The 26,000-nt window shown below is 64.8% G+C and carries 31 protein-coding genes; all 31 read left to right on the forward strand.

The annotated features are described in order from the left end of the window. Positions 1 to 123 precede the first annotated feature (123 nt). The 31 genes from motA to fliQ all read left to right on the forward strand — a co-directional run bounded on the left by motA (position 124) and on the right by fliQ (position 25,975). Positions 124 to 1,020: a flagellar motor stator protein MotA gene (gene motA, locus HZZ16_RS10235; protein ID WP_197948345.1), complete on the forward strand. Its 897-nt coding sequence runs from the start codon at positions 124 to 126 to the stop codon at positions 1,018 to 1,020. After that, positions 1,017 to 1,958 carry a flagellar motor switch protein FliM gene (locus HZZ16_RS10240; RefSeq protein ID WP_197948346.1) on the forward strand — a complete coding sequence of 314 codons (942 nt, stop codon included), beginning with the start codon at positions 1,017 to 1,019 and terminating at the stop codon, positions 1,956 to 1,958. The genes motA and HZZ16_RS10240 overlap by 4 nt, the downstream gene beginning before the upstream one ends. Further along, positions 1,939 to 2,244 carry a hypothetical protein gene (locus tag HZZ16_RS10245; RefSeq protein WP_197948347.1) on the forward strand — a complete coding sequence of 102 codons (306 nt, stop codon included), beginning with the start codon at positions 1,939 to 1,941 and terminating at the stop codon, positions 2,242 to 2,244. The genes HZZ16_RS10240 and HZZ16_RS10245 overlap by 20 nt, the downstream gene beginning before the upstream one ends. Positions 2,245 to 2,320: 76 nt before the next feature. Next, positions 2,321 to 2,695 (forward strand): flagellar motor switch protein FliN, encoded by a 375-nt coding sequence (gene fliN, locus HZZ16_RS10250; RefSeq protein WP_172786966.1) that lies wholly within the window; start codon positions 2,321 to 2,323, stop codon positions 2,693 to 2,695. A gap of 2 nt (positions 2,696 to 2,697) precedes the next feature. Beyond that, a complete protein-coding gene (locus HZZ16_RS10255) occupies positions 2,698 to 3,738 on the forward strand; it encodes a flagellar motor switch protein FliG (protein ID WP_197948348.1) in 1,041 nt (346 codons plus the stop codon). A gap of 13 nt (positions 3,739 to 3,751) precedes the next feature. Beyond that, a complete protein-coding gene (gene flhB, locus HZZ16_RS10260; protein ID WP_197948349.1) occupies positions 3,752 to 4,837 on the forward strand; it encodes a flagellar biosynthesis protein FlhB in 1,086 nt (361 codons plus the stop codon). 85 nt (positions 4,838 to 4,922) lie between these two features. After that, positions 4,923 to 5,303 carry a flagellar basal body rod protein FlgB gene (flgB, locus tag HZZ16_RS10265; protein WP_246510064.1) on the forward strand — a complete coding sequence of 127 codons (381 nt, stop codon included), beginning with the start codon at positions 4,923 to 4,925 and terminating at the stop codon, positions 5,301 to 5,303. 11 nt (positions 5,304 to 5,314) lie between these two features. Beyond that, entirely contained in the window at positions 5,315 to 5,731 is a 417-nt protein-coding gene (gene flgC, locus HZZ16_RS10270) for a flagellar basal body rod protein FlgC (RefSeq protein WP_018641261.1), read from the forward strand. A 2-nt stretch (positions 5,732 to 5,733) separates the two neighbouring features. Next, the gene (fliE, locus tag HZZ16_RS10275) at positions 5,734 to 6,063 is read left to right on the forward strand and encodes a flagellar hook-basal body complex protein FliE (protein WP_197948351.1); all 330 of its coding nucleotides are present in this window, start codon (positions 5,734 to 5,736) and stop codon (positions 6,061 to 6,063) included. A gap of 18 nt (positions 6,064 to 6,081) precedes the next feature. Then, positions 6,082 to 6,870: a flagellar basal-body rod protein FlgG gene (gene flgG, locus HZZ16_RS10280; protein WP_172786960.1), complete on the forward strand. Its 789-nt coding sequence runs from the start codon at positions 6,082 to 6,084 to the stop codon at positions 6,868 to 6,870. Between the two features lie 13 nt (positions 6,871 to 6,883). Then, complete coding sequence (gene flgA, locus HZZ16_RS10285) at positions 6,884 to 7,360, forward strand: flagellar basal body P-ring formation chaperone FlgA (protein WP_197948352.1); 477 nt, start codon at positions 6,884 to 6,886, stop codon at positions 7,358 to 7,360. Next, positions 7,357 to 8,487 (forward strand): flagellar basal body P-ring protein FlgI, encoded by a 1,131-nt coding sequence (gene flgI, locus HZZ16_RS10290; RefSeq protein WP_197948353.1) that lies wholly within the window; start codon positions 7,357 to 7,359, stop codon positions 8,485 to 8,487. Before flgA ends, flgI begins: the two co-directional genes overlap by 4 nt. Positions 8,488 to 8,554: 67 nt before the next feature. Further along, positions 8,555 to 9,313, forward strand: coding sequence for a MotE family protein (locus HZZ16_RS10295; protein WP_197948354.1), 759 nt, complete (start codon positions 8,555 to 8,557; stop codon positions 9,311 to 9,313). Continuing rightward, the gene (gene flgH / locus HZZ16_RS10300; RefSeq protein WP_197948355.1) at positions 9,314 to 10,021 is read left to right on the forward strand and encodes a flagellar basal body L-ring protein FlgH; all 708 of its coding nucleotides are present in this window, start codon (positions 9,314 to 9,316) and stop codon (positions 10,019 to 10,021) included. Between the two features lie 42 nt (positions 10,022 to 10,063). Next, positions 10,064 to 10,507, forward strand: coding sequence for a flagellar basal body-associated FliL family protein (locus HZZ16_RS10305; RefSeq protein ID WP_197948356.1), 444 nt, complete (start codon positions 10,064 to 10,066; stop codon positions 10,505 to 10,507). Beyond that, a complete protein-coding gene (fliP, locus tag HZZ16_RS10310) occupies positions 10,504 to 11,244 on the forward strand; it encodes a flagellar type III secretion system pore protein FliP (RefSeq protein WP_197948357.1) in 741 nt (246 codons plus the stop codon). The genes HZZ16_RS10305 and fliP overlap by 4 nt, the downstream gene beginning before the upstream one ends. A gap of 264 nt (positions 11,245 to 11,508) precedes the next feature. Next, positions 11,509 to 12,417 (forward strand): flagellin N-terminal helical domain-containing protein, encoded by a 909-nt coding sequence (locus tag HZZ16_RS10315; protein ID WP_197948358.1) that lies wholly within the window; start codon positions 11,509 to 11,511, stop codon positions 12,415 to 12,417. Between the two features lie 271 nt (positions 12,418 to 12,688). After that, the gene (locus HZZ16_RS10320) at positions 12,689 to 13,603 is read left to right on the forward strand and encodes a flagellin N-terminal helical domain-containing protein (RefSeq protein ID WP_197948359.1); all 915 of its coding nucleotides are present in this window, start codon (positions 12,689 to 12,691) and stop codon (positions 13,601 to 13,603) included. Between the two features lie 295 nt (positions 13,604 to 13,898). Next, positions 13,899 to 15,524: a flagellar basal-body MS-ring/collar protein FliF gene (gene fliF, locus HZZ16_RS10325; RefSeq protein ID WP_197948360.1), complete on the forward strand. Its 1,626-nt coding sequence runs from the start codon at positions 13,899 to 13,901 to the stop codon at positions 15,522 to 15,524. After that, entirely contained in the window at positions 15,521 to 16,207 is a 687-nt protein-coding gene (locus HZZ16_RS10330) for a hypothetical protein (protein ID WP_197948361.1), read from the forward strand. Before fliF ends, HZZ16_RS10330 begins: the two co-directional genes overlap by 4 nt. A 6-nt stretch (positions 16,208 to 16,213) precedes the next feature. Continuing rightward, positions 16,214 to 17,527: a MotB family protein gene (locus HZZ16_RS10335; RefSeq protein ID WP_197948362.1), complete on the forward strand. Its 1,314-nt coding sequence runs from the start codon at positions 16,214 to 16,216 to the stop codon at positions 17,525 to 17,527. Further along, a complete protein-coding gene (locus HZZ16_RS10340) occupies positions 17,524 to 18,699 on the forward strand; it encodes a chemotaxis protein (protein ID WP_512699520.1) in 1,176 nt (391 codons plus the stop codon). Before HZZ16_RS10335 ends, HZZ16_RS10340 begins: the two co-directional genes overlap by 4 nt. Further along, on the forward strand, positions 18,696 to 20,039 hold the full coding sequence (gene fliK / locus HZZ16_RS10345; RefSeq protein ID WP_197948363.1) for a flagellar hook-length control protein FliK: 1,344 nt from the start codon (positions 18,696 to 18,698) through the stop codon (positions 20,037 to 20,039). The genes HZZ16_RS10340 and fliK overlap by 4 nt, the downstream gene beginning before the upstream one ends. Next, on the forward strand, positions 19,990 to 20,571 hold the full coding sequence (locus tag HZZ16_RS10350) for a transglycosylase SLT domain-containing protein (protein ID WP_197948364.1): 582 nt from the start codon (positions 19,990 to 19,992) through the stop codon (positions 20,569 to 20,571). The genes fliK and HZZ16_RS10350 overlap by 50 nt, the downstream gene beginning before the upstream one ends. A 90-nt stretch (positions 20,572 to 20,661) precedes the next feature. Then, positions 20,662 to 21,891, forward strand: a complete 1,230-nt coding sequence (locus HZZ16_RS10355; protein WP_197948365.1) for a flagellar hook protein FlgE — start codon at positions 20,662 to 20,664, stop codon at positions 21,889 to 21,891. A gap of 34 nt (positions 21,892 to 21,925) precedes the next feature. Continuing rightward, positions 21,926 to 23,401 (forward strand): flagellar hook-associated protein FlgK, encoded by a 1,476-nt coding sequence (flgK, locus tag HZZ16_RS10360; RefSeq protein ID WP_197948366.1) that lies wholly within the window; start codon positions 21,926 to 21,928, stop codon positions 23,399 to 23,401. A gap of 3 nt (positions 23,402 to 23,404) precedes the next feature. Further along, positions 23,405 to 24,451 (forward strand): flagellar hook-associated family protein, encoded by a 1,047-nt coding sequence (locus HZZ16_RS10365; protein ID WP_197948367.1) that lies wholly within the window; start codon positions 23,405 to 23,407, stop codon positions 24,449 to 24,451. Positions 24,452 to 24,519: 68 nt separating this feature from the next. Then, positions 24,520 to 24,864, forward strand: a complete 345-nt coding sequence (gene flaF / locus HZZ16_RS10370; protein WP_197948368.1) for a flagellar biosynthesis regulator FlaF — start codon at positions 24,520 to 24,522, stop codon at positions 24,862 to 24,864. Beyond that, complete coding sequence (gene flbT / locus HZZ16_RS10375) at positions 24,864 to 25,274, forward strand: flagellar biosynthesis repressor FlbT (RefSeq protein ID WP_157281885.1); 411 nt, start codon at positions 24,864 to 24,866, stop codon at positions 25,272 to 25,274. The genes flaF and flbT overlap by 1 nt, the downstream gene beginning before the upstream one ends. Before the next feature lie 15 nt (positions 25,275 to 25,289). Beyond that, a complete protein-coding gene (gene flgD / locus HZZ16_RS10380; protein WP_197948369.1) occupies positions 25,290 to 25,712 on the forward strand; it encodes a flagellar hook assembly protein FlgD in 423 nt (140 codons plus the stop codon). Continuing rightward, positions 25,709 to 25,975: a flagellar biosynthesis protein FliQ gene (fliQ, locus tag HZZ16_RS10385; protein WP_025034323.1), complete on the forward strand. Its 267-nt coding sequence runs from the start codon at positions 25,709 to 25,711 to the stop codon at positions 25,973 to 25,975. Before flgD ends, fliQ begins: the two co-directional genes overlap by 4 nt. The last annotated feature ends 25 nt before the right edge of the window (positions 25,976 to 26,000 follow it).

Below are 26,000 nucleotides of genomic sequence, written 5' to 3' on the forward strand. Positions count from 1 at the left end.
CGCCGGTGCGACCCGCTTCAAGCTGCCGCCAATTGCTTGCGCGGGGCTGGCGACCTCGAAGCCAGCTTCGCGCAAGCGTCGCCGACTAGGTATTCCCGGTGGGATCGGCGATGGAGCGGCGCGTTGGGCAGTTTCGTGGGGATTTTCATCACGGTAGCGGCGCTGCTCGGCGGCTTTGCCGCCATGGGCGGGCATCTGGCCGTGCTCATGCAGCCGTGGGAATTCGTCATCATCATAGGCACCGCGGTCGGCACCTTCATCCTGGCCAATCCGTGGAAGACGGTCGTCGACAGCGGGGTCGCCTGCATGCAGGCCATCACCAACGCGGTGCCCGGCCAGCGCTATTACCTCGACCTGCTCGGCGCGCTGCACGCTTTGATGCGGGAGCTCAGGGGCAAGGGCCGCAACGAGGTGGAGGCGCATATCGACGATCCCTCGTCGTCCGAGATCTTCAAGGCATTCCCGAGCGTGCTCGGCGACCCCTCGCTGCTGCAGTTCATCTGCGACTACGTCCGCCTCATCATCATGGGCAATGCGCGCACGCACGAGATCGAGGCGCTGATGGACGAGGAGATCCACACCATCGTCAAGGGCAAGCTGGCGCCTTATCATGCGCTGGTGACGGTCTCGGAGGCGATGCCGGCCCTCGGCATCGTTGCTGCGGTGCTCGGAGTCATCAAGGCGATGGGCGCGCTCGACCAGTCGCCGAAGCTATTGGGCGGCTTCATCGGTGCCGCCCTCGTCGGCACCTTCGCCGGCATCTTCCTATCCTACGGCATCATTTCGCCGTTCGCGATCAAGATCAAGATGATGCGCGAGAAGAAGTGCCGGCCCTATATCATCGTCAAGCAGACGCTGCTGGCATTCATGAACGGCGCCATGCCGCAGATCGCCGTCGAACACGGCCGCAAGATGATCTCGAGCAGCGAACGTCCCTCGATCGACGTCGTCGAGAACGAGACGATCGCAGGTCCCAAGGCCGTCGTTGCCGACGCCGAACCCAAGGCGGCGCGCGCATGATGATGGGAGACGCCGAAGTCGACCAGCGCAAGCAGCTGCCGAACTACCTGCTGGACGCTGCCGGCATATCGATCGAGCGTATGCCGATGCTCAATGTGATCTTCGATCGCATGGCGGCATCGTGCACCGACAGCCTGCAGCCGATGGCTGGAACGCCCTGCTATTTCTCGGTCAACGGCATCACCAACGACCGGGTCGGCGATATCATCAAGGACTACGAGGCCAACGCGGTCGCGGCGGTGCTCTATGCCGAGCAGTGGGACTCCCGCGTCATCATCATGCTCGACCGCGACTTCGTGTTCACGATGGTCGAGGCGATGTTCGGCTCCGACGGCGCCGAGCCGCCGCTCGACGTCGAGCGCGCGTTCTCGAACATCGAGCTCCGCCTGGTCCAGGCGCTGTTCGAACGGTTCGCCAAGGCGCTGCAATCCGCCTTCGCCGGTACGTCGAACGTGACCTTTCGCGTCGAGCGGGTCGAGACGGCGATGGCCTCGCTCGCGATCGGGCGGAGCGGCAACATGTCGATCTGCGCGAACATCATGCTGCAGGCGCTCTACCGCGGCGGCCAGATGTTCCTCATCATTCCGCACTCCGCGCTCAATCCGCTGCGCCAGAAGCTCGCTCACGTTGTCGTCAGCGACGGTCGCGCCGCCGACCCACGCTGGCGCGAGCAGATGGAAAGCGAGGTGCAGCGGACCGAGGTGACGCTCAGCGCCGTGCTCGACGAGAAGATGGTGACGCTCGGCGACGTGGTGAAGTTCGAGGTCGGGCAGGTGCTCGAGCTCGAGGCCACGCCGCGCACGCTGGCCCGTCTCGAAAGCAACAATCAGGTGTTGTTCTGGTGTCAGATCGGCCAGCTCGATGGCTATTACGCCATGCAGGTGGCAGATCCCGTCGATCAGAAGCGGGAGTTCGTCGATGATATCCTATCTCGTTGATATCGTGCTGCTGGTTGCGCTCGCCTTCACCAGCATGCGGGTGACCAGGATGCATCGCGAGCTGGCGCGGTTGCGCAGCTATCAGGGCGAATTCTCCTCCATCGTGCACGAGACCGCAGGCGCCTTCGACACGGTCATCACCGCCGCGCACGATTCCACCGCGAATCTCGGACGCCTCGCCAACGTGCTGAGCGCGAAGATCGACCAGGCCCACGAGGCGATCGCGGCGCTCGATGCGCGGAGCGGGCTCGCACCCGCGGCGACCGCGGACCTGAACAAGCATTGACAGCCGGCACCGGCAGAACAATACGGCCGGCACGCCACGGCGCTCCGGCAGCGGAAGTACCAAGAGGCGATACCAAATGGCGCAATCCTTCGACTACGAGTCTGCATCTGCATCGACTGAGGCCGAGACGTCCCCGCTGGAACGCCTGGCCGAGATCGCCCAGCGCACCGCCGAGGAGACCGGCAAGTTCGCCAACGTCGACGCCATCTTACGCATTCCCGTCACCATGCAGGTGGTGCTGGGATCGGCGACCATTCCGGTGGCGAACCTGATGAAGCTCGGACGGGGCGCGGTGGTTCCGCTCGATCACCGGGTCGGTGAGCCCGTCGACGTCGTCGTCAACGGCCGGATCGTCGCCCGCGGCGAGGTGGTCGTCGTCGAAGAGGACAATTCCCGCTTCGGCGTTTCGCTCACGGAGATCGTGGGGCCGCTGGGACAGGGTGATACCTGACCATGACGGCACCGGTCGGCATCGCTCCCGTCAAGCAGCGAGGCGTTACCACGCTGGGCGGCACGGAAAAGGTCGCCGCGCTCCTGCTGGCGATGGGCCGGCAGGCGGCGGCGAGCGTGCTGCAGCAGTTCGAGCCGCAGGAGATCCGCATCGTCACCAAGGCGGCGGCGGAGCTGCGGCCGATCACCGCGCAGGAGCTCGAGGGAATCGTCGAGGAGTTCGCCCAGCAGTTCTCGATGGGCGCGAACATTCTCGGCACGCTCGGCGGTCTGGAGGCCGTGCTCGGCGACGTGCTGCCGGCCGACCAGGTCTCGCAGATCATGTCGGATCTGCTTGGCAATTCGAGCCGGTCGGTGTGGGACCGCGTCTCGTCGGTGTCGGAAAACTCGCTGGCGAGCTACCTGTCCAAGGAGCATCCGCAGACCGCGGCGCTGATCCTGTCCAAGGTCAAGCCGGCCTGCGCCGCCAAGGTCATGAGCCAGCTGCCCTCGAGCCTGCGCAACGAACTGATGCGGCGCGTTCTGAGCCTCAAGCCGATCGTCGACGACGCCATGCGGATCATCGAGAAGACCCTGCATGAGGACCTGACGCTGAATTTCGCCCGCAACCTGGGCGCCGACACGTACGCGCGGGTCGCCGACATCATCAACAAGATGGAACGCGGCCACATCGAGGACATGTTGAAGAGCCTGTCGGAGAAGCGGCCGAAATCGGCGGAAGTGCTGAAGGAGCTGCTGTTCACCTTCGACGACGTGGTCAACCTGACGCCGAAGGCGCGCACCATGATCTTCGACCAGGTGCCGACCGATCGCATCGTCGTGGCGCTGAAGGGCACCGACAAGAATTTCCGCGAGCTGATCCTGTCCTCGGTCGCCTCGCGTGTCCGCCGCGTCGTCGAGCACGAGCTCGCCATCGGCGAGCCGTCCAACCAGCGCGACGTGCTGGAGGCACGACGCGTGATCACCGACCTCGCGCTTGAACTGGCGGAGAAGGGCGAAATCGAGCTCAACCCCGAGCAGGAGGATGAGCTGGTCTTCCGCTGACCGCTGAACGGGCATGGCAGAAACATCCGATCAGGAGAGCAAGACAGAAGAGCCGACCGAGAAGAAAGTCCGCGATGCGCTCGAACAGGGCAAGATTCCGGTCTCTCGGGAGGCCTCCATTTTCGCCTCGATGGCCGCGCTGATGGTGATCCAGGCGTTCCTGATCGGCCAGGGCGTGCAGCAATTGACGCCGACGCTGAAGAGCCTGCTCGACGATCCCGAGGGCTTCCCGCTCTCGACCGGTGCGGACGCGCAGAACCTGCTTACCGTGGTCGGACTGCAGGCACTGCGGTTCCTGGTGCCGCTGGTCGTCGTCCTTGTGGTGTTCGGACTCGCCGCCTCGCTGCTGCAAAACGCCCCGCGCCTGGTGCTCGAGCGCATCAAGCCGGACTTGTCGCGAATCTCCCCAATCAGCGGCTGGAGCCGGCTGTTCGGAACGCAGGGCCTGATCGAGTTCGCCAAGTCGCTGTTCAAGCTCGCCGCGGTGACCGCCGTCGTCGCCTTCGTGCTGCGCTCGTCCGAAGCGAAGGCGTTCGAGGCCATGTACACCGATCCAGTCGCGCTGCCGGAGATGATCCTCAACATCGCGATGCGCATCGTCTCGGCGATCTGCATCGCTACCATCGTCCTGGTGGCGATCGATCTCGCCTGGGCGCGCTTCCATTGGCGACGCGAGCTGCGCATGACGAAGCAGGAGATCAAGGACGAGCACAAGCAGGCGGAAGGCGATCCCCTGATCAAGGCGCGCCTGCGCTCGCTGGCGCGCGACCGCTCGCGTCAACGCATGATCGCCTCGGCCTCGCGTGCGACGCTGGTGATTGCCAACCCGACGCACTTTGCGATCGCGCTGCGCTACAAGCGCGAGGAAAACGCCGCGCCGCTGGTCGTGGCCAAGGGCATGGACGTGATCGCGCTGAAGATCCGCGAGGTTGCCGAGCAGAACCGAATCTCCGTCATCGAAAACAAGGCGCTGGCACGCGCGCTCTACGAGGCTGTCCAGGTCGATCAGGTGATTCCGGCGGAATTCTTCCGGCCCGTCGCCGAGATCATCTACTTCCTCCAATCCAAGCAGGCGCCGCGGCCCGAGAACGTTCGATAGATTTCCGGGGATGGTGCTTCGCGCAACAGCTTGACGAAAGCTTAACGCCCTAGGCTCGTTTCGAATGGATCGGAATGGGGCCGTCATGGGACCGCTTTATCTCTTCGAACTCGCATCGTCGCAGGCGCGCTATCTCGAGCTGCGTCAGTCGACCATCGCCACCAACGTCGCCAACGCCAACACGCCGGGCTTCCGCGCGCGTGACGTCGAGCCGTTCAACAAGGTGCTCGACGGCATGCCGGTGAGGCTCGCAACGACGTCGCCCTCGCACATGCAATTGGCCGCAGCCGAGACCGATACGCGAGCGACCGCGAAGAAGGACAGCTGGGAAGTGGTTCACTCCGGCAATTCCGTCAGCCTCGAGCAGGAAATGATCAAGGGCAACGATGTCAATCGCGACTATTCGATGAACGCGGCGATCGTGCGGTCGTTCCACCGCATGGTCCTGTCGAGTGCAAAGGCCTGAGGTGAACTGACATGCTGGACTCATTGAGCGCCTCTCTGACGGTCGCAAGCTCCGGGCTCGAAGCGCAGTCGACGCGCATGCGCATCGTCTCGGAGAACCTCGCGAACGCCACCTCGACGGGCCGCACCGCCGGCGCCGATCCGTATCAACGCAAGACCATTACCTTCGATGCCGCTATGGACCGCGCCTCGGGTGCGCAGCTCGCGAAGGTCAAGGAGATCGGCGTCGACACCACGCCCTACCGCGTGGAGTACGATCCGGGGCATCCCGCCGCCGACAAGGCCGGCTACGTCAAGCTGCCGAACGTGAACATGATGATCGAGATGGCCGACATGCGCGAGGTCAACCGCTCCTATGAGGCCAATCTCCAAGTCGTGAAGCAGGTGAGGTCCATGCTCGGCATGACCATCGATCTCTTGAGGAGCTGACCATGCTTGAGGCGATTTCATCCACCGCTATTTCCGCAGGGCAAGCGGCCAGCCGCGCGAGCGAGACGCAGGCCGTCTCGCCTGCCGCGACAAATTCGGTCCAGGCCAGTGACGATGTCGGCTTCGAGTCGGTGATGAAGCAGGTGACGTCCGACGCGATCGGGACGCTGAAGGCGGGCGAAGCCGCATCGATCTCGGCAATGCAGGGCAAGGAATCGACACGCCGCGTCGTGGAAGCGCTGATGTCCGCCGAGCAGGCCCTGCAGACGGCGGTCGCGGTTCGCGACAAGGTCGTCCAGGCCTACCAGGAAGTCGTCCGGATGTCGATTTGATCTGAAGGAGTGGGATTAGTGAAATCGCTCGCCATTGCGGCCACGGGCATGAACGCCCAGCAGACCAACATCGAAGTCATCGCGAACAACATCGCCAACATCAACTCGACCTCCTACAAGCGGGCGCGCGCGGAGTTCACCGATCTGTTCTACCAGATGGACCGCATGCAGGGCGTCGCGAACACCAACGGCTCCTCGCCGATTCCGGAAGGCGCCAATCTCGGCCTCGGCGTCAAGTCAGCTGCGATCCGCAAGCTGCACATCCAGGGTGCGCTGACGCAGACCGGAAATCCCTATGATCTCGCGATCAACGGACGTGGCTGGTTTCAGGTGCTCGGCCCGAACAACGAGGTGCAATACACCCGCGCTGGCTCGTTCAACACCAACGCCAACGGCCAGCTCGTCACGATCGACGGCTATCTGCTCGACCCCGCGATCACGGTGCCGCAGGGAACGGTGGAGGTCACCGTCAATGCCACCGGCCAGGTGTTTGCCAAGCTCGACACGGAAGTGAATCCGAGGCAGATCGGCCAGCTCAACCTCGCCAATTTCGCCAACGAAGCGGGCCTGGAGCCGCTGGGCGGCAATCTCTACAAGGAGACGACGGCGTCCGGCACGCCGGTCGTCGGCCTGCCCGGCGATGCCGGCTACGGCAAGATCAACCAGAAATACCTCGAAGCCTCGAACGTCGACCCGGTCAAGGAAATCACCGAATTGATCTCGGCACAGCGTGCCTACGAAATGAATGCCAAGGTCATCCAGGCCTCGGATGAAATGGCCCAGACGGTCTCGAAGGGCATGCGCTAGTTCCGGTGTCGCGATGTTGAACAGGGTAGGCCTGATAGTGCGCGGGTTGGCCGCCGTGCTGCTGGTTCTCGTCGCGGCGCGGGTCGCCGCGGCCGAGGAGAAGCGGCTTCCCGTGCCCGCTGTCTCGATCCGCGCCGGCGAGCTGATCCGCGAGGAGATGATCACCGAGCGCGCCTTCGCGCCGGGCCTGCTCGGCGTCGCCATGTTCATTGAGGGACGTCAGGTCCTGGTCGGCCGCATGGCGCGGCGCGCGCTGTTGCCGGGCCAGCCCATTCCAACCAACGCGGTGGAGGACCCCTGGACGGTCGCGCGCGGTGCCATGGTCAAGGTCGTGGTCGAGGACAGCGGCCTGTCCATCGTCACTTACGGCTCGGCGATGCAGTCGGGTGCAGCCGGCGCGCTGATCCCCGTGCGCAATACGGACACCGGCGTGATCATCAGGGGCGTCGTCCAGCCGGACGGCACCGTCAAGGTCATGGACGGGTCATGACCAGGCTCCTGCTTGCGCTCATCCTGCTGGTGTCGGCCGCCAGCGCCCAGGCCGCCGTCCGCATCAAGGACATCGCGGACATCAAGGGTCTGCGCGAGAACCAGATCGTCGGCTACGGCCTCGTCATCGGCCTCAACGGCACCGGCGACACGCTTCGCAACGCTCCATTCACGGAACAATCCCTGCAGTCGATGCTCGAGAACATGGGCATCAACGTCAGGAACGAGACCACGAGCACCAACAACCCCCCGCGTCCGACCACGCTGCGCACGCGCAACGTCGCAGCCGTGATGGTGACGGCGGACCTGCCGCCTTCGATCGGGCCCGGCGAGCGCATGGACGTCACCGTATCCTCGCTCGGCGATGCGACGTCGCTGCTCGGCGGCACGCTGGTGATGACGTCGCTGCGCGCAGCGGACGGCGCCGTCTATGCAGTGGCGCAGGGCGCGATCACGGTTGCCGGTTACAGCGTCGGAGGCCAGGCGCAAAACGTCAGCCAGGGCACGCCGACGGCCGGACGCATTCCGAACGGTGCGCTGGTCGAGCGCGAGGTGCAGGGAAGCCTCCACGAGATGGAGTTCCTGGTGCTCCAGCTGAAGAACCCCGACTTCGTCACCGCAACGCGCATCCTCGACGCCGTCAACGGCTACGCCGGCGGTCGCTACCGCGCGCAGATCGCATTCGAGCGCGACTACCGCACCATCGTGCTGTCGAAGCCGCGTCATGTCGGCCCTGTCCGCTTCCTCGCCGAGATCGGCGAATTGGTGGTCGAGCCGGATACGCCGGCGCGGGTCGTGATCAACGAGCGCACCGGCACGGTCGTGATCGGGCGCGACGTGCGGATATCGACCGTTGCCGTGACCCATGGCAATCTGACGGTTCGCGTCACGGAGATGCCGGTGGTGTCGCAGCCGGCGCCGTTCTCGCGAGGACAGACGGTGGTCGTCCCGCAGACAATGGTCGAAGCCAACGAGGCGGGATCGCAGGTGGCGATCCTAAACGGGGTCGATCTCCAGCGCCTGGTGCGCGGGCTGAACCAGATCGGCCTGAAGCCATCGGGGATCATCGCGATCCTCCAGGCGATCAAGACGGCAGGCGCGCTCCAGGCCGACGTCATCGTGCAATGATGCGCAAGCGTCGTGCAAGCTTGGTCGCTCAATGCTCAGGTCTGAAGCGAGAATCGCACGCGGCCCGATGCTGAAGTTGGATCATAGAGCCAAACTCCTCCTGCTGGCCGCGGCAACAATGCTCGCGAGCGCTCCGCCCTCGCTCGCCTTGGACGAGGCCAAGCCGTCGAAGCCGCTCAACCTGCTCTCCTTCGCCCGCGTCCGCGCGGGTGGACCGCAGAAGCCACAGCCGCCGGCCACCGCGACACCTGGCGACAACGCTTCGACCCGGGCCACGGTATGGGCGGCCGAAGATTCGGGCCCCGCCGTCACCGGTGCGGTGCCGGAGGCGCCGACGCCTGCGCCCGCGCCAGTCCGTCCGGCCAAGCCAGGCAGCGTCACGGCGCCGCCGAAGCCTGCGCCGCCGCAGGCTGCACCGGTCCCGGACAACGAAATCGCCCTGTTCTGCAGCAACGTCGCCGATCCCGCCGTCGACGCCAGGCTGGCCTGGCAGCTCAAGGAGCTCGAGAAGGCCGAGAGCCTGCTGCGCGAGCGCATCGCCGAAGTCGAAGCCAAGCGCGCCGAATACGAGAAGTGGATGGCGCTGCGCGACGACTTTCTGAAGAAGGCCGAAGCCAGCGTCGTTGAGATCTATTCGCGCATGAAGCCCGAAGCTGCGGCGACGCAGATCGCCGGCATGGCCGACGAGACCGCCGCCGCCGTGCTCGCCAAGCTCAGCCCGCGCAGCTCGAGCGCGATCTTCAACGAGATGGACACGGCACGCGCGGCGCATCTCGCCGACCTGCTCGGCGGCATGCGTCGCGTGGACGACGGAAAGAGCAAATAGATGAATAAGCCGATCCTCATCCTCTCGCTGCTCGCGGGGTCCGTGCTTCTCGCCGGGTGCTATCATGATCCGGCCGAAGTTCTGACCGGTCCACAGATGTCGCCGGTCGGCAGCGGCCTGAGGATGCAGGTCGATCCGATCCCGGTGACGCCGCGCATGCGCACGCCCGTCAGCTACCGCTCCACCTGGGACGACGGCACCGATCTCTACCGCGATCCCCGCGCCCGCCGCACCGGCGACGTCGTGACGGTGATCATCTCGATGCAGGACAAGGCCAAGCTCGACAACAAGACCGGCCGCTCGCGCGATTCGCAGATCAAGTTCGGGCTCGACTGGCTGATGGACGTCGCCGGATGGAGCGACACGGGCCAGGCCAACGCCAATCTCAGCACCAACACCCAGATCAAGGGCAACGGCCAGATCGACCGCACCGAGGACATCAGGCTGTCGATCGCGGCTATCGTCACCGACGTGCTGCCGAACGGCAATATGATGATCAGCGGTTCGCAGGAATTCCGCGTCAACACGGAGATGCGGGTGCTCAAGGTCGGCGGCATCGTGCGTCCGCGCGATATCTCGCGGGCTAACACGATCTCCTACGACAAGATCGCCGAGGCGCGCGTGTCCTATGGCGGCCGCGGAAATCTGTCGGACGTGCAGCAGCCTGGATGGGGACACCGGATCTATGACGCCGTGGCACCGTTCTGAGACCGGCGCCGGCAGGGGCGCGTTCCGATGCCAGGGGACGCCATGCGCCTGATCGCCGCCATCGTCGTGCTGACCCTGATCGCGATCGGCGCGGGCGCGCTTGCCGGCCTGCATCTGATCGCGACCGCCGAGCGCGTTGCCGACGCGAAGAAGAGCGCCACGCCGGCGCCGATCGCCTCGAGCTATGCCGGCAGCGCGCGGCTCAGGAAATTGTCCCCGATCGTGACCAATCTGGGCGCGCCGGCCAACAATTGGGCGCGCATCGAAGCCTCGATGGTGACCGACAGCATGAGCGACGAGGATGCCGGCATTCTGGCCGCCCATATCAGCGAGGACATCGTGACCTATCTGCGGTCGGCGACCGTTGCCCAGTTCGAGGGATCGCGCGGGCTCCAGCATCTGCGCGACGACCTGACCGAGCGCGCCAGTATCCGCTCGTCGGGCAAGGTCCGCGAATTGATCATCGAGACGCTGGTGATCCAGTGAGAGTGAAACTCCTGCTGCTCGCGTTGGTTCTGGTCGTGCTGCCCGAGGCCGCGCTGGCCCAGATTCCGGACCTGAATTCCCTGCTGCCGCCCGGGAATGGCTCGACCAGCGGCCGGATCATCCAGCTGATGGCGCTGATCACGGTGCTGTCGGTGGCGCCGGGGCTGCTGATCATGGTGACGAGCTTCACGCGATTTGCGGTGGCGTTGTCGTTCCTGCGCGCCGGTCTCGGCCTCCAGACCACGCCTGCCAACCTGGTGCTGATCAGTCTCGCGCTGTTCATGACCTTCTACGTGATGGCGCCGACCTTCGACCGCGCCTGGGAGACCGGCGTCCAGCCGCTGATGAAGAACGAGATCTCGGAAGAGGAAGCCTATCTGAAGATCACCGATCCATTCCGCGAGTTCATGCTGGCTCATGTCCGCGATAAGGATCTCCAGACCTTCGAAGCGCTCGCCGCCGAAAGCTTCCGCAGGAAATTCGACGACAGGCGGGTCGATCTGCGCGTCATCATTCCGGCGTTCATGATCTCCGAGCTCAGGCGCTCGTTCGAGATCGGATTCCTCATCATCCTGCCGTTCCTGGTGATCGACATGATCGTGGCGACGTTGACCATGTCGATGGGCATGATGATGATGCCGCCGACGATCCTGGCGCTGCCGTTCAAGATGCTGTTCTTCGTGCTGATCGACGGCTGGAATCTGCTGGCCTCCGGACTGGTCCGCTCGTTCTCGTGAGCACCGCGAGCGCCGGCCGGCCGGTTATGGTTAAGCGAAAGGTGCTGGATATGGTTAGCGGCGCGTAATGTTAACCATATGATTTTACTGCTGAATTCAAGCTCGTCTTAATCCGGAAGCAAGATTCGGCGTGCTAGCAACACGGTACGGCGGGTTGGACCCACACAGATCGGTCCAAAGGCATGATGCCGCCCTTCCGTACCGGTGGAAGCCCGGTATGTCCCCTCGTGAAAATGTAAACGCGTACATAAAGGGACATTCGCAATGTCAAGCCTGCTTACGAACTCGACTGCCATGACCGCACTCCAGACACTGCGGTCTGTGGGTTCGCAACTCTCCACCACGCAGAACCGGATCTCAACCGGCCAGCGCGTGGCCACCGCTTCGGACAACGCCGCCTATTGGTCGATCGCCACCTCGATGCGCGCCGACAACGCCGCGCTCTCCGCCGTCTCCGACTCGCTCGGTCTGTCGGCTGCGACCGTCGACACCGAATATACCGCTCTGACCACGGTCATCGGTGACAAGGACTCCGGTCTGACCAAGCTCCAGTCGCTGCTGGTCCAGGCCAAGACCGCGGGTATCGACCGCACCAAGATCCAGGCGGACGTCACCCAGATCCAGCAGCAGATGAAGAGCACGGCCAATGCCGCGACCTTCAACGGCATCAACTGGCTGAGCACGACGACCGGCACCACACCGACGAGCTTCAGCCTGGTGTCGTCGTATTCTCGCGTCGGCGGCACGCCCACGATCGGCTCCATCACCGTGACGACTGCCAACTACACGCTCTACTCCAGCACGCAGACCGGTATCCTTGACACGGTGAGCGGCAGCGCCTCGGTCGACACGATCAACATCGCCGCGCTGACGGACTCGGCAGCCGACCAGACCACGCTCGATGGCTACATCGCGCAGGTCACGACCGCCATCAATTCGGTGGCCGCGTCCGCCGCCAATCTCGGTGCCGTCAAGAACCGCATTTCGACCAACACGGAGTTCGTGAAGTCGCTGATGGACTCGGTGGACCGCGGTGTCGGCCAGCTCGTCGACGCGGACATGAATGCGGAATCCACCCGCCTTGCCGCGCTTCAGGTTCAGCAGCAGCTCGGCGTTCAGGCGCTTTCGATCGCCAACAACAGCAGCCAGAGCATCCTGTCGCTGTTCCGCTAAGACTGGATCATCGGGGAAGGGCCGCGCTTCTCGCAAAGCGCGGCCCTTTCGTTTGGCGTGACCACGCGCGCTCAAGTTCGGCCCGCCTGTTGCGGCCGGGACACAGAGCCACAAGCCCCGCACAAGCTTCGCTCGCTAACCTCGCCGCTACGACAGATTGGGCCTTGAACCCGCGTTTGCGGGAAGCCCAAAGGCATGACGCCGCTCTGTCGTACCGGTGCAAGCCCGGTATGTCCCCCAAGCTCGATTCAATCTTCAAAGGGACATCAAAATGGGTTCTAGTCTCCTCACCAACTCCTCCGCCATGACCGCGCTCCAGACCTTGCGGTCTGTCAGCGCGCAACTCGCCACCACGCAAAACCGGATCTCCACCGGCCAGCGCGTGTCCACCGCTTCGGACAACGCCGCCTATTGGTCGATTGCGACCTCGATGCGTTCCGACAACGCCGCGCTGTCCGCGGTCTCCGACTCGCTCGGCCTGTCGGCTGCGACCGTCGACACCGAATATACCGCTCTGACCTCGGTGATCGGCGACAAGGAATCCGGCCTGACCAAGCTCCAGGCGCTGCTGGTCGAAGCCAAGACTGCCGGTATCGACCGCACCAAGATCCAGGCGGACATCACCCAGATCCAGCAGGACATGAAGCTCAAGGCCAATTCGGCCACCTTCAACGGCATCAACTGGCTGAGCACGACGACGGGTACCACTCCGACGAGCTTCAACCTCGTGTCGTCCTACTCGCGTGTCGGCGGCACGCCCACGATCGGTTCGATCACGGTGACGACTGCCAACTACACGCTCTACTCCACGACGCAGACCGGTATCCTGGACACCGTGGCCGGCAGCGCGTCCGTCGACACGATCAACATCGCGGCGCTGACCGACTCGGCCGCCGACCAGACCACGCTCGATGGTTACATCGCTCAGGTCACCGCTGCGATCAACTCGGTGAGCTCGGCAGCTGCCGATCTCGGTGCGGTCAAGAACCGCATCTCGACCAACTCGGAATTCGTCAAGACCCTGATGGACTCCGTGGATCGCGGTGTCGGTCAGCTCGTCGACGCCGACATGAACGCGGAATCGACCCGCCTGCAGGCTCTGCAGACCCAGCAACAGCTCGGCGTTCAGGCGCTCTCGATCGCCAACCAGAACAGCCAGAGCATCCTGTCGCTGTTCCGCGGCTAAGCGGCGCGTTCGAAAACGACCGTGCTCCCTCAGGGAGCACGGTCCCCACCGTGATGGTGGGCGCCGACACGCGATGTGCCGGCAATCGACCTTCGTCACACGTCTTGCGACATGCCGCAGCCGGTCAGGCTGCAATGCGCCCGAGCGCTCGCTCGCGGCTGCCAAACTAATTACGTCGCTCCGTCTTGCAAAATTGCAACGCCTCGCCAGCGAACCCGATCATTCGCGCCTCGCGCAACCCTCAGACAAGGTTGGCAGCTGAGTGTCGTCACCATTCGCATTGGTACGAGGTCATATGCTCAGTCGTGCGCAGGTACAGCAACTGCTCAATAATCTGCTGGAGCTTGGGCCGCGACGCCTGATGGCCTTGGGACTGATCGGCTTTGCGGTTCTCGTCACCGTCGTCGGCGGCGCCTATTATCTCAGCCGCCCCGAGTTCGAAACGCTCTACACCGGCCTCACCCGCGAAGACGTGACGCGCATCGGCGCGGCGCTGCGCGAGCAGAACATCACCTTCGACGTCAATTCCGCCGGCGATGCGGTCTCTGTGCGTCCGAGCCAGACCATGCAGGCGCGGATGCTGCTCGCCGAGAAGGGGCTGCCGACCAGCGCCAATTCCGGTTACGAGCTGTTCGACAAGATCGGTTCGCTCGGGCTGACCTCGTTCATGCAGGAGGTCACCAAGCTGCGCGCGCTCGAAGGCGAGATCGCCCGCACCGTCCAGCTGATGAAGGGCGTGAAGGCGGCGCGTGTGCATATCGTGCTGCCGGTGCGCGGCTCGTTCCGCGCGACCCAGCAGCCGCCTTCGGCATCGGTGGTGCTGCGCACCGACGGCGCGATCGAGGCGCGTACGGCGCAGTCGATCCGGCATCTCGTCGCCGCCGCCATTCCCGGCATGAGCCGCGACAAGGTGACGGTGCTCGACGCCGACGGCTCGATGCTGCTCGCCGAAGAGGACGAGGCCAGCGCCGCGCCGACCAAGATGGCGAGCCTGCAGAAGACGGTCAGCGGCATGGTGCAGGAGAACATCCGCAAGGCGCTGACGCCGTATCTCGGCCTCGACAATTTCGAGGTGAGTGTCGCTCCGCAGCTGTCCACCGACAAGCGGCAGATCAACGAGACGGTCTACGATCCCGAGAACCGCGCCGAGCGCTCGGTACGGGCGGTGCGCGAGAAGGAATCCTCGCAGAACGCCGACCGTTCGTCGCCGACCACGGTGCAGCAGAATCTCCCCGACCAGCAGGTGAATGCGGGCGGCGGCAAGAACTCGAGCGAGGACAAGACCCGCCGCGAGGACGTCACCAATTTCGAGGTCTCGTCCAAGACCACGACGACGGTCAGCGACGGCTATTCCGTCAAGAAGCTGTTCATCGCCGTCCTGGTGAATCGCGCGCGGCTGGTCGCCGATCTCGGCGACAAGAGCAACCAGGCCATCGTCGACAGCAAGCTCGCCGAGATCAGCCAGCTCGCGGCGACGGCGGGCGGACTGGACAAGGCGCGCGGCGATCAGATCCAGGTGACGGCCGTCGATTTCATCGAGGGCTCGCGTGAGCTGGCGCCGGTGCCGCCGATCAGCTTCGTCGAGATGATCAACAAGCAGCTCGGCAGCGTCATCAACGCGATCACGATCCTGGCCGTGGCTTCGATGCTGGTCTGGTTCGGGCTGCGGCCGGCGGTCAACGGCATTCTGACCCATCGCGCGGAGCAGGAGCAGGCGGAGGCGGCCGAGGCCGCCCAGCTCGAGGCCTCGGCGGCTCTTGCGCTGCCCGACGGCGAGGAGGCCGAGCTCAACCTTGTTGAAGACCTCGAAGGCAAGATGCAGCGAACGCCGCAGAAGCGGCTCGAGCAGATCGTCCGGCTCGATCAGATGCAGGCGGCGGCGATCCTTAAAGACTGGATGCGACGCGAGGAGGCGGCATGAACGCGGCAATCGGAAAACTTCTGACGCAGTTCGATGCGAATGGCCGGATCAAGTCGCCGCCGCCTCCGCCTCCTAAAATCCAGGACGTGCTGACCAGGCCAAAGGAGGCGAGGCGGGATCCGCAGCCTCAATCGCAGGCTCAGACGCAACTTCAGGCGCCGTCTCCGGCGCCCGCGACGGAAGCGCCGCCGGTCAATCTCCTGGACGATGCCTATCGGCGCGGCCATGCGGCGGGCGTCGCGGAAGGCGACGCCAAGCTGGCGGAGGAGCGCGTCCGCAGCGCGATCCGGCTCGGCGAGGAGCGGGCCAAATGGTCGGATCAGCAGGCGGTCGCGATCGTCAGCGGCTTCGAGGCGGCGTGCCGCGAGATCGAGAGCAACATTGCAAGCTCGGTGGCGCGGATCCTGCTGCCGTTCCTCACCGATGCGGTGCGCGACAAGGCGATCGGATCGCTGGTCGAGCAGATCGCGACGCTGACCGGCAGCTCGACGGTGCCGGCCTTCAAGATCACCGGCCCGAGCGAGCTGCTGGACCTCGTGAAGACCCAGCTTGACGCATCCACGCGAACGGGCATCGCATACGAGGCGGCCGAGACGCTCGAGGTGCGCGTCGTGGCCGACCAGACCGTGATCGAGACGCAGCTCTCCGCCTGGAGTGAACGGCTCAAGGAAGCGCGCCGGTAGTCCGCCATGGAGGAGGTCAAGCATGAGATCGTGATCGTCCGCCGCCGCAGCGCCTTCGCCGAGGAGGCACATCATGGCGGCGTCTGGAAGATCGCCTATGCGGACTTCATGACCGCGATGATGGCGTTCTTCCTGGTCATGTGGCTGCTCAACGCGCTCAACCAGGACCAGAAGCAGGTCGTCGCGAGCTATTTCAACCCGATCAAGCTCGCCGAGAACGCACCTGCTCCAAAGGGTCTCAAGGATCTCTCCAACAAGGAGCAGTCGTCGTTCGAAGGCCAGGACGGCAAGCGTCAGCCGGCCGGGCCGAACGAGGAACGGCGCGGCGATTCTCCGACGGCCGAGAAGCCGGCCTCTTTCGAGGAGAAGGTCCTGTTCCGCGATCCCTATGCGACGCTCGCCGAGATCGCTAACAGCGCGAACCAGTCCACGGGCCAGCGGCGCGCCGGCGCTCTGACCTCCGCTGAAGAGGACGGCCTCAAGGGAGGCGATGCCTATCGCGATCCGTTCGATCCCGGCTACTGGAAGCTTGCGCCGCAGGCGTCCAAGGACGCCGATCGCTTCATCGAGAGCGAGCCGAAGCCGAACGCCTCTGCGCGAGACGGCGCAGTCGGAACAAATCCGGGCGAGCCGCTGACGCGCCGGACAAGGACGGATGATGCCGGCGGCAGCGTGGCTCCGAGCCCGGAGAGCTCGTCCGCGAGCCTGTCGCCGCTGCTGCCGCCGGGCGCCACACCGACGCACTCGGCGCGCGAGGGCAGCGCCCAAGCTGGCGCTCAGGTGAGCGCCGCCCCGCAGGCTCGTCTCAATGATACGGTGAAGGAAACCGAAGCGCGCGACACGGCGCAAACGCAGCAGCCCACGCTCAAGCAACTTCAGTCCGCGGTCGCGGAGGCGCTGTCGGACATCAAAGCAGGGGCGGGGCCGGCGGCCGAGGTGCGTCAGGTCGAGGAAGGGCTCCTGGTCAGCCTGACCGACGATGCGAGCTTCGGCATGTTCGCAGTCGGCTCGGCGGAGCCGCGGCCTGAGCTGATCCGCGTGATCGACAAGATCGGGCCGCTGCTGATGAAGCGCCAGGGCATGATCATCGTCCGTGGCCATACCGACAATCGGCCGTATCGGTCGGAAACTTACGACAATTGGCGGCTGTCGACCGCACGTGCGCAGATGGCCTATTACATGCTGGTCCGCTCCGGCGTCGATGCACGGCGGATCGAGCATATCGAAGGTTACGCCGATCGGCGACCGAAGCTCCCGAACGACCCGGCCGCCGCCCAGAACCGCCGGATCGAAATCCTGATCCGGGAGAAGCGCCCTTGATCAGCCTGCTGCGCCGCGCCGTCTGGCTGCTGCCGTTCATGGCGGCAAATGCGCTTGCCCAGCCTGCGCCCCAGGGCAGCGAACCCTATCAGCTCGTCCGCGCGTTGCAAGCGGTGCAGGACGGCATCGCCAACGGCGACACCGCCGCACATGGCAGTCATATCTCGTTGATCCGGCAGATCGGCGAGAAGTTTCTCGCTGCCGATCCCGCGGTGTGGAGCAATCCGCGGAACGGCCAGGCCGTCGTTATCTACCTGCTCAGCGGCGGTGCCCCGCAAATCGTCCGCAAGCTGCCGCGCGACAAGATGAACATCGACGAACGCCTGTTCAACGGTGCGCTCGCCTATGTCGAGGGTCGTCAGGAGGAAGCGCGGGAGCTGCTCAAGGAGATCAAGCCGCGGACAATTCCCTCAGGACTGGGCGGACAGGTTGCGCTGGTTCAGGGCGCGCTGTTCGCGCGCGCAGAGGCCTCGCTCGCGATCGAGCGTCTGGACGATGCGCGCCTGCTGTTGCCCGGCACGCTGGTCGAGGAAGCGGCGCTGCGGCGCGAGATCCTGCTGGTGGGGCAGGCGGAGGATTTCGACAAGTTCGAGTTCCTGACGCTGGCCTATATCCGCCATTACCGCAACTCGATCTATGCCGGCGATTTCTGGCAGCGCTTCTCCGCGGGGCTGACGCAATCGAGCCTGGCACTCGACGAGCGCCGCTTTGCGCGGATATCAGCCCTGCTGGAGCAGATCGATCGCGCCAGCCGTCTCAAGCTATATCTCGTGATTGCGCGCGCCGCGATGGTGCGCGGACGGCTGACCGTGACCCGGCTTGCGGGCGAGCGGGCATTGACCCTCAGCGCGGATGCATCGGCGGAACGCGAGCGGGCCCATTTCTTCCGCGGCGCCTCGCGCGTGCTCACCGACGAATATGACGGCGGTCTCGCCGAACTGAAGGCGCTCGACCGGTCGAAGCTGCCCGAGCGCGACGTTCCCCTTCTGAATGCCACCGTGCAGCTCGCGCTCGACGTCCGCAAGCCGTTCGCGGGCGGATCCGCCGCGGCAGCGGACAAGCTCCCGGCAACGCCGGCGCGACTCGATCTGGCGTCATCGACCGCGACGCTTGCACGGGCGCAGAAGCAGCTCGGCGAGCTCGAACTCCTGACCAAGGACCGCCGGCCATGACCAAGCTCAGTGGTACCTCCGGACAGCTCTTCAACGGTCTCGCCGAGAGTCTCAACATGCGCGGGGCGCGCTCCGCAAAGGGTGCCGGGACCAAACCGCAGGCCAATTCGTCCTTCAACGACCTGCTCCACACCGTCTCGAACCTCGCCAAGCAAGCACTGAGCGAAGATGACAGCGAGACGGTCGCGAAGAGTGGAACGCTGCGCACGCGCCTGATCCACCCGGCCGAGCAGGAGAAGCCGAAGCAGGCGACGCTGCGCGAACGCGTCGCGATCACTGCAGATCCAAAGTCTGTGGACGAGGCCTCCGACACGAAGTCCGACAAGTCGACGGAGAAACACCGTCCGGTCGATCATGTCGCCGGGACAGATCGCCAGGACCCATCCGGCATTGCTGCCGTGGTCGGGCAGGAGATCGTTGCCGCGCCTGTCTTGAAGCCGCAGATGCAATTGTCGCCGGCGGGCAAGGACGCGCCCGCGCACGACGAGCGGTCCCCCTCGGCGAAGCACGAGGCTCCGGGCGCGGTGAAGGCGGCGGCCGCCGATACCGGTCCATCCGGTCCTGCCTCGGCCGGCGGACGCTCGCAGGCTGCGGCTTCGCAAGCGATGGTCGCGCCGCAGCCGGCACTCACGGAAGGTACGGAGGCCTCGAGCCCAAGGCCGGCATCACCCGGCTTCGAGGCGGTCACGGCCGATGTCGAGCGCGCTGCCAGGGCTTCGGCGCGCGCCGCACTGCCCGAGACGACCAAGGTCACCGTGGTCCAGCAGGAAACCCATCTGCCACCGGCGCAGTTCAACGCCCCGCAGCAGGTCGCCAATGCAGTCGTCGCCGAGCTGAAGGGGTCCTCGGCACCGGCGGCGTCCGCGGCCCCAGATCTCGCAGCATCCCAGACCAACGCACCGGATCAGCCGCTCAAGATCCTGACCGTCAACCTCGAACCGCCCGCGCTCGGCAACGTCACCGTGCGCCTGCGCCTCGTCGGCACCGAAGTGTCCGTCCAGCTCGCGGCCGAGCGCAAGGACACGAGCCAGATGCTCGACCAGCAGCGCGACCAGATCCGCGATCTCATGCAGGCGGCGGGCTACGTCGCCGACGTCGCACCGGTCCAGCACGGCTCGCTCGACGGATTCCAGAGCGGCTCCGGCCAGTCGCAGCCCCAGCTCTCGGGCCAGCAACAGTCCTCGCCGCAGTCGCAAGGCGCGTTCGGCGGTGCCGGCACGTCGTCGGGACAATCCGACGGCGGCGCGAAGCAGGCCCGCCAGGAGCGTCAGTTCAACCAGGAGACGCGTCATGAGCAGGACGTGGCGCCGCATCACCGTCGCGGCCCTGTTTATCTCTAGTGCGAGCGCCGCCGAGGCCGCCGCCGAAACTGCGCGCCCCTGCGAGCGCGCGATGGCGCGCGCGGCGCAGCAGCACGGGATTCCGCTCGGCATTCTCTATGCCGTCGGGCTCACCGAGACCGGTCGGCGCGGCGCGCTCCATCCCTATGCCCTTGGGGCCGACGGCCAGACCGTGTTCGCCAAGGACATGGACGATGCAATCGCGAATTTCGAGACCATGCGCAGCAAGGGAATCAAACTGATCGACCTCGGCTGCATGCAGATCAACCATTATTATCATGGCGACAAGTTCGCTTCGGTCCGGGCGATGTTCGATCCCGCTGGGAATGTCGACTACGCCGCGCGCTTCCTGAAGGAGTTGAAGCAGCGCGAAGGCAGCTGGACCATGGCCGTCGCCCGCTACAATGCAGGTCCCAACAACCACCCCGCCCAGAAGCGCTACGTCTGCCACATTGTCGCGCACCTCGTATCGAGTGGCTTCGGCGCATGGACCGACAAGGCTCGCTCCTTCTGCCAGCCCAGAACGACCTGACAACATGAAGTTGTGCATCGCGCCCAATCATCAGCCCCGCGCAAGCAAGACCCCGCATTGTAGCTGCAACCTGACCAAGGAGCCCAATTCATGAGCCTGTATGGTGTTATGCGCACCGGCGTTTCCGGCATGAACGCGCAGTCCAACAAGCTGTCGACGGTCTCGGACAACATCGCCAACGTCAACACGACGGGCTACAAGCGGGCTTCCACGGAGTTCTCATCGCTGATCCTGAAGAGCGGCTCCGGCAATTACGATTCCGGCGCGGTCGAGACCACCGTCCGTTATGCCATCTCCGATCCCGGCAACTATCACTTCACGACATCGACGACGGATCTTGCGGTCCAGGGCAACGGATTTTTCGTCGTGCAGGACGCGAACGGAAACAACTTCCTCACCCGGGCGGGCGCGTTCGTGCCCGACGAAACCGGCAACCTCGTCAACACAGCCGGCTTCCAGCTGATGGGCTACAACATCGCGAACGGCGCCGTGCCCAACGTCGCCGCCAACGGTTTCGGCGGTCTCCAGGTCATCAACGTCAACCAGATGGCGCTCCAGGCCGCGCCATCGACCAGGGCGACCGTGGCCGCCAATCTCGATCCGAGCGCAACCGCGATCGCAGCGCCGGCAGGGCCTGCCAACTACACGTCGAAGACCTCGATGGTGACCTACGACAATATCGGCAACGCCGTCACGCTCGACGTCTACGCTGCCAAGACGGGCGCCAATACCTGGGATATCCAGGTCTACAACGGCGCCACTGCGTTGACGACGCCGGGTCCCGCAACCACGTTCACCTTCGACGTCACCGCGACCGGCAAGGGCAGATTGGCCGCGGCGAGCCCGACGGCGCTCTCGGTCGCGATCCCGGGCGGTTCCGCCGCCTTCAATATCGATATGTCGGCCATGACCCAGGTCGCTGCCGCCTTCGACTTCAAGGCGACGGTCGATGGCAACGCTCCGTCCGCCGTGGAGAAGGTGAACATCGACGACAAGGGCATCGTCACCGCCGTCCTCAAGAATGGCACCACGTTACCGAGCTTCCAGATCGCACTCGCCACGGTGCCGAGCCCGGACCATCTGACGCCCGAAGTCGGCAACGTCTATTCGCCGAACCTGGAGTCCGGAAACGTGCAGGTTGGCCTCGCCGGCCAGGGCGGTCTCGGCACCGTCAAATCCGGCGCGCTGGAAGATTCCAACGTCGATCTCGCGGACGAACTGACCTCGATGATCGAGGCCCAGCGCGGCTTCACGGCGAACTCGAAATCGTTCCAGACCGGCGCGGATCTGCTGGACGTCGTCGTCAACCTGAAGCGCTGAATTCTTCGGCGCTCGTTTCGGGCAAGAGCACGTCATGTCGCTTACCGCCGCTCTCAACTCGGCTCGCTCCTCGCTCATGGCGTCGAGCATCCAGTCGTCGGTCATCTCGCGCAACATCGCCGGTGCCAGCGCCACCGGCTATTCGCGCAAGCTCACGATGCTCGACAATCTGCCCGGCACCGGCGTCTATGTCGCGGCGATCCAACGCGCCGCCAGCTCGGGCCTCTACAACAACGTCCTGATCGCGACCTCGTCGTCCGCCAAGCAAACCGCGATCTTTGACGGCCTGCAGAAGATCGCCACCGCGACGGTGGACGATCCGGAGCTCGACCAGTCGCCGACGGCGCAGCTCAATGCGCTGAAGCAGGCGCTGCAGAAATATGCCAACGCGCCTGATAACACCACGCTGGCGCAGGCGGCCGTTGCCTCCGCCAAGGATATGGCGACCGCGCTCAACCAGGCGACCCGGACCGTGCAGTCGGTCCGCGACAGCGCCGATGCCGACATGAAGACGTCGGTTCAGAACATCAACCAGCTGCTCTCCCAGTTCGAGACCGTGAACACCGCGATCGTGAAGGGCACGATTTCGGGCGACGACATCACCGACTATCTCGACCAGCGCGACAGCATTGTCTCGCAGCTGTCGCAGGAGGTCGGCGTCACCATGTCGATCCGGCCCAATGGCGACGCGGCGCTCTACGCCGACAGCGGCGTCGTGCTGTTCGACAAGACGGCGCGGACGGTGAGCTTCGCGCCGACGAATGCCTACACGGCCGCGACCACGGGCAACGCCGTCTACATCGACGGCGTCCCGGTGACCGGCGCCAATTCGGTGATGCCGCTGAAATCGGGCAAGCTCGCAGGGCTTGCCCAGCTGCGCGACCAAGACACCGTCACCTATCAGAGCCAGCTCGATGAAATCGCACGCGGCCTGATCAATACGTTCAGGGAAAGCGATCAGACCGCCGCGGCGCTGCCCGACGTTCCCGGTCTCTTCACCTATCCGGGCGCGCCGGCCATGCCTGCGAGCGCGACCGTCTCAGTGGGCCTCGCCGGCACGATTTCGGTCGCCGCATCGGTCGATCCGGCCTTCGGCGGCAACCCGAATCTGCTGCGCGACGGCGCGATCAGCGGTAGTCCCGCCTACCAATACAACACCGCCGGCAACGGCGGCTATTCGGCCCGGCTGCAGCAGCTCATCGGCGGCATGGATGCCTCGCAGCCGTTCGACGCAACGACGCAAGGCAAGCCGAGCGGCAGCCTGATCGACTTCGCATCGTCGTCGGCGAGCTGGATCGAAAACCAGCGCAAAGCCGCCAACGACAATTCCGAGTACCAGAGCACGTTGCTCAACCGCAGCATCACGGCGTTGTCAAACGTCAACGGCGTCAACATGGACGACGAGATGGCCTTGATGCTCCAGGTCGAGCGCACCTATTCGGCCTCGTCGAAGATCATCTCGACCGTCGATGAAATGCTGCAGAGCCTGCTGGCCGCCGTGGGGAACTAAGCCATGATGAGCGCAAACTACATTTCCACCCTGATGTTGTCCTCGTCGTTGAGGCATTCGATCACGAACAATCAGGCGGCGCTGAGCAAGGCCTCGACGGAGGCGACCACTGGGCGCTTCTACGACGTCGGCCTCGAGCTCGGTGCCACGACGGGAAGCGACCTCACGCTGCGGGCCGACTTCAGCTTCGCCGATCAGCTCGTCGATACCAACGGGCTGGTCTCGGGGCGCCTCGACGTGACGCAGAACCGGATCACCCAGCTCAGCAAGACCGCGACGGACTTCCTCAAGGACCTGATCGCGGCCCGCAGCACCGACGGCGGCGGCCGGGTCATCCTGCCGCCTGCAGCCTCCAATCTCCAGGATCTGATCGGCGCGCTGAACGTCTCCTATAACGGCTCCTATCTGTTCTCGGGCATCAACACGCAGAACGCGCCCATCACCCCTTACGCCGCGGGCTCGGCCAGCAAGAACCAGGTCGATGCGGATTTTCTCGCGACCTTCGGCTTCTCGCAATCCTCAGCCAGCGTGGCCACTATCACGCCGGCTCAGATGCAGACCTTCCTGGACACCACCTTCGATGCCGAGTTTGCCAGCCCGGCCTGGAACACCAACTGGTCCTCGGCCACCGACCAGACCATGCAAAGCCGGATCTCCACCACCGAGATCGCCGACACGTCCGTGAGCGCCAACCAGGCCGGTTTCCGCAAGCTCGCCGAGGCCTACACCATGATGGCCGATCTCGGGAACGTCAACCTGAGCCAGGAAACGTTCCAGGTCGTCGTGGACAAGGCCATCGGGCTCGTCGGCAACGCCATCAACGACCTCGCTGCGCTGGGCGGCAGCGTCGGCACAGTCCAGCAGCGGATCACCACCGCGACCGCCAAGCTCAAGACGCAGCAGGACATCCTGAACAATCAGATCGTCGGCATGGAGAAGGTCGACCCGACCGAAGCCTCGGTCCGGGTCAACACGCTGCAGACACAGATCCAGACCGCGCTGGCGCTCACCTCGCAGCTCCAGAAGATCAGCCTCATCAATTATCTCTGAGCCAAGGCTGCCCTGTCAGGCTCGTAACCCTTGTCCAGTTGTTCGGTTTCCTGCGAAGAGTGGTCCTGATGACGTTTGAAGCCTATGAAGCGGTCGTTGACGAAAGTGGCTATGAGGCGCGCAGCCGGGAGCGGCAGGCACTCAGCCTCGGCATCGACCGGCTCGAGCGGATCCAGAAGGGACGTTTCAGCCTCGAGGATCAGGTCGAGAGCCTGCTCTATGTGCGGCGGCTGTGGACGATCTTCATCGAGGATCTCGCACACCCGGAGAACGGGCTGCCGGACAAGCTGCGCGCCGACATCATCTCGATCGGGCTGTGGGTGGTCAAGGAAGCCGACCGCCTCCGCGAGCAACGGTCGAGCGACGTGATGCAGCTCATCGAAATCAACCGCCTGATCCGAGACGCGCTTTAATGAAGATCTCCTTGCGCGCGGGCGAACGGATTTACATCAACGGCGCGGTGCTCCGCGTGGACCGCAAGGTCTCCGTCGAGCTCGTCAACGACGTGATGTTCCTGCTCGAAGGGCAGGTCATGCAGGCGTCGGACGCCACCACGGCGCTGCGACAGCTCTATTTCATCGTCCAGCTCATGCTGATGAACCCGACCGACGTTCGCGACGCTGCGGCGCTCTACGCCCAGCATCACGCGGCCCTGTGTGCCGTTTGCGAGAACCGGGAGATGCTCGATGGGCTCGGCGCGATCGACGAACTGGTCGGGGCGACCCGCTATTTCGAGGCGCTCAAGCGGATTCGAGCGCTGTTTCCGGTGGAGCAGGCCATCCTGGCCGGCGCCGCCGCCGTTTCCCCAGTCGAAGCTGCCTGACAGCGGAGAGACAAGATGAACGTCAACAGCGCGACCGACACGACCGGCAAGTCGTCCAGCTCGAACGAGACCAATGTGCCGACGTCGAGCAACAGCGTGGACTACAACACGTTTCTCCAGCTCCTCATCGCCGAGATGAAGAATCAGGATCCGACCAATCCGATGGATACTTCGCAATATATGAGCCAGTTCGCCCAGCTCTCGACCGTCGAGCAGGCGATGCAGACGAATGCGAAGCTGGACGCGCTGCTGTCCTCGCAGTCCTTGTCGCAGGCCAACGGGTTGATCGGGAAGACGGTCAGCTTCACCGACTCGACCGGCGCGACCTTCAGCGGCAAGGTCGTCTCGGTTTCCATCAACAGCGACGGCTCCATCGCGACCCTTCAGGACGGCACGAAGGTCGCGGTCGGACCCGGGCTCACGATCAGCCAGTCATGAACGAGCGGGACGCCCTCGATATCGTCCAGGCGGCGATCTGGACCATCATCGTCGCCTCCGGGCCCGCCGTCGGCGCAGCCATGCTGGTCGGTACGGTCATCGCGCTGATCCAGGCCCTGACCCAGATCCAGGAGGTGACGCTGACCTTCGTTCCGAAGATCATCGTCATTCTCCTGGTCGTTGCCGTCTCCGGCTCCTTCATCGGCGCGCATCTGTCGACATTCACCGAGATGGTCTATTCCAGGATCGAGCGCGGCTTCTGATCCGGACGGCCCCGGCACCATCCCC

Origin of the sequence: Bradyrhizobium glycinis, assembly GCF_016031655.1 — a bacterium.
GTDB classification, from domain to species: Bacteria; Pseudomonadota; Alphaproteobacteria; order Rhizobiales; family Xanthobacteraceae; genus Bradyrhizobium; species Bradyrhizobium glycinis.

What these genes read in the sequence shown, in the direction of transcription:
- HZZ16_RS10240 (WP_197948346.1), top strand. Translation starts at nt 1,017, where the DNA reads ATGATGATGGGAGACGCCGAAGTCGACCAGCGCAAGCAGCTGCCGAAC.
- HZZ16_RS10245 (WP_197948347.1), top strand. Translation starts at nt 1,939, where the DNA reads ATGATATCCTATCTCGTTGATATCGTGCTGCTGGTTGCGCTCGCCTTC.
- fliN (WP_172786966.1), top strand. Translation starts at nt 2,321, where the DNA reads ATGGCGCAATCCTTCGACTACGAGTCTGCATCTGCATCGACTGAGGCC.
- HZZ16_RS10255 (WP_197948348.1), top strand. Translation starts at nt 2,698, where the DNA reads ATGACGGCACCGGTCGGCATCGCTCCCGTCAAGCAGCGAGGCGTTACC.
- flhB (WP_197948349.1), top strand. Translation starts at nt 3,752, where the DNA reads ATGGCAGAAACATCCGATCAGGAGAGCAAGACAGAAGAGCCGACCGAG.
- flgB (WP_246510064.1), top strand. Translation starts at nt 4,923, where the DNA reads ATGGGACCGCTTTATCTCTTCGAACTCGCATCGTCGCAGGCGCGCTAT.
- flgC (WP_018641261.1), top strand. Translation starts at nt 5,315, where the DNA reads ATGCTGGACTCATTGAGCGCCTCTCTGACGGTCGCAAGCTCCGGGCTC.
- fliE (WP_197948351.1), top strand. Translation starts at nt 5,734, where the DNA reads ATGCTTGAGGCGATTTCATCCACCGCTATTTCCGCAGGGCAAGCGGCC.
- flgA (WP_197948352.1), top strand. Translation starts at nt 6,884, where the DNA reads ATGTTGAACAGGGTAGGCCTGATAGTGCGCGGGTTGGCCGCCGTGCTG.
- flgI (WP_197948353.1), top strand. Translation starts at nt 7,357, where the DNA reads ATGACCAGGCTCCTGCTTGCGCTCATCCTGCTGGTGTCGGCCGCCAGC.
- HZZ16_RS10295 (WP_197948354.1), top strand. Translation starts at nt 8,555, where the DNA reads ATGCTGAAGTTGGATCATAGAGCCAAACTCCTCCTGCTGGCCGCGGCA.
- flgH (WP_197948355.1), top strand. Translation starts at nt 9,314, where the DNA reads ATGAATAAGCCGATCCTCATCCTCTCGCTGCTCGCGGGGTCCGTGCTT.
- HZZ16_RS10305 (WP_197948356.1), top strand. Translation starts at nt 10,064, where the DNA reads ATGCGCCTGATCGCCGCCATCGTCGTGCTGACCCTGATCGCGATCGGC.
- HZZ16_RS10315 (WP_197948358.1), top strand. Translation starts at nt 11,509, where the DNA reads ATGTCAAGCCTGCTTACGAACTCGACTGCCATGACCGCACTCCAGACA.
- HZZ16_RS10320 (WP_197948359.1), top strand. Translation starts at nt 12,689, where the DNA reads ATGGGTTCTAGTCTCCTCACCAACTCCTCCGCCATGACCGCGCTCCAG.
- fliF (WP_197948360.1), top strand. Translation starts at nt 13,899, where the DNA reads ATGCTCAGTCGTGCGCAGGTACAGCAACTGCTCAATAATCTGCTGGAG.
- HZZ16_RS10330 (WP_197948361.1), top strand. Translation starts at nt 15,521, where the DNA reads ATGAACGCGGCAATCGGAAAACTTCTGACGCAGTTCGATGCGAATGGC.
- HZZ16_RS10335 (WP_197948362.1), top strand. Translation starts at nt 16,214, where the DNA reads ATGGAGGAGGTCAAGCATGAGATCGTGATCGTCCGCCGCCGCAGCGCC.
- fliK (WP_197948363.1), top strand. Translation starts at nt 18,696, where the DNA reads ATGACCAAGCTCAGTGGTACCTCCGGACAGCTCTTCAACGGTCTCGCC.
- HZZ16_RS10350 (WP_197948364.1), top strand. Translation starts at nt 19,990, where the DNA reads ATGAGCAGGACGTGGCGCCGCATCACCGTCGCGGCCCTGTTTATCTCT.
- HZZ16_RS10355 (WP_197948365.1), top strand. Translation starts at nt 20,662, where the DNA reads ATGAGCCTGTATGGTGTTATGCGCACCGGCGTTTCCGGCATGAACGCG.
- flgK (WP_197948366.1), top strand. Translation starts at nt 21,926, where the DNA reads ATGTCGCTTACCGCCGCTCTCAACTCGGCTCGCTCCTCGCTCATGGCG.
- HZZ16_RS10365 (WP_197948367.1), top strand. Translation starts at nt 23,405, where the DNA reads ATGATGAGCGCAAACTACATTTCCACCCTGATGTTGTCCTCGTCGTTG.
- flaF (WP_197948368.1), top strand. Translation starts at nt 24,520, where the DNA reads ATGACGTTTGAAGCCTATGAAGCGGTCGTTGACGAAAGTGGCTATGAG.
- flbT (WP_157281885.1), top strand. Translation starts at nt 24,864, where the DNA reads ATGAAGATCTCCTTGCGCGCGGGCGAACGGATTTACATCAACGGCGCG.
- flgD (WP_197948369.1), top strand. Translation starts at nt 25,290, where the DNA reads ATGAACGTCAACAGCGCGACCGACACGACCGGCAAGTCGTCCAGCTCG.
- fliQ (WP_025034323.1), top strand. Translation starts at nt 25,709, where the DNA reads ATGAACGAGCGGGACGCCCTCGATATCGTCCAGGCGGCGATCTGGACC.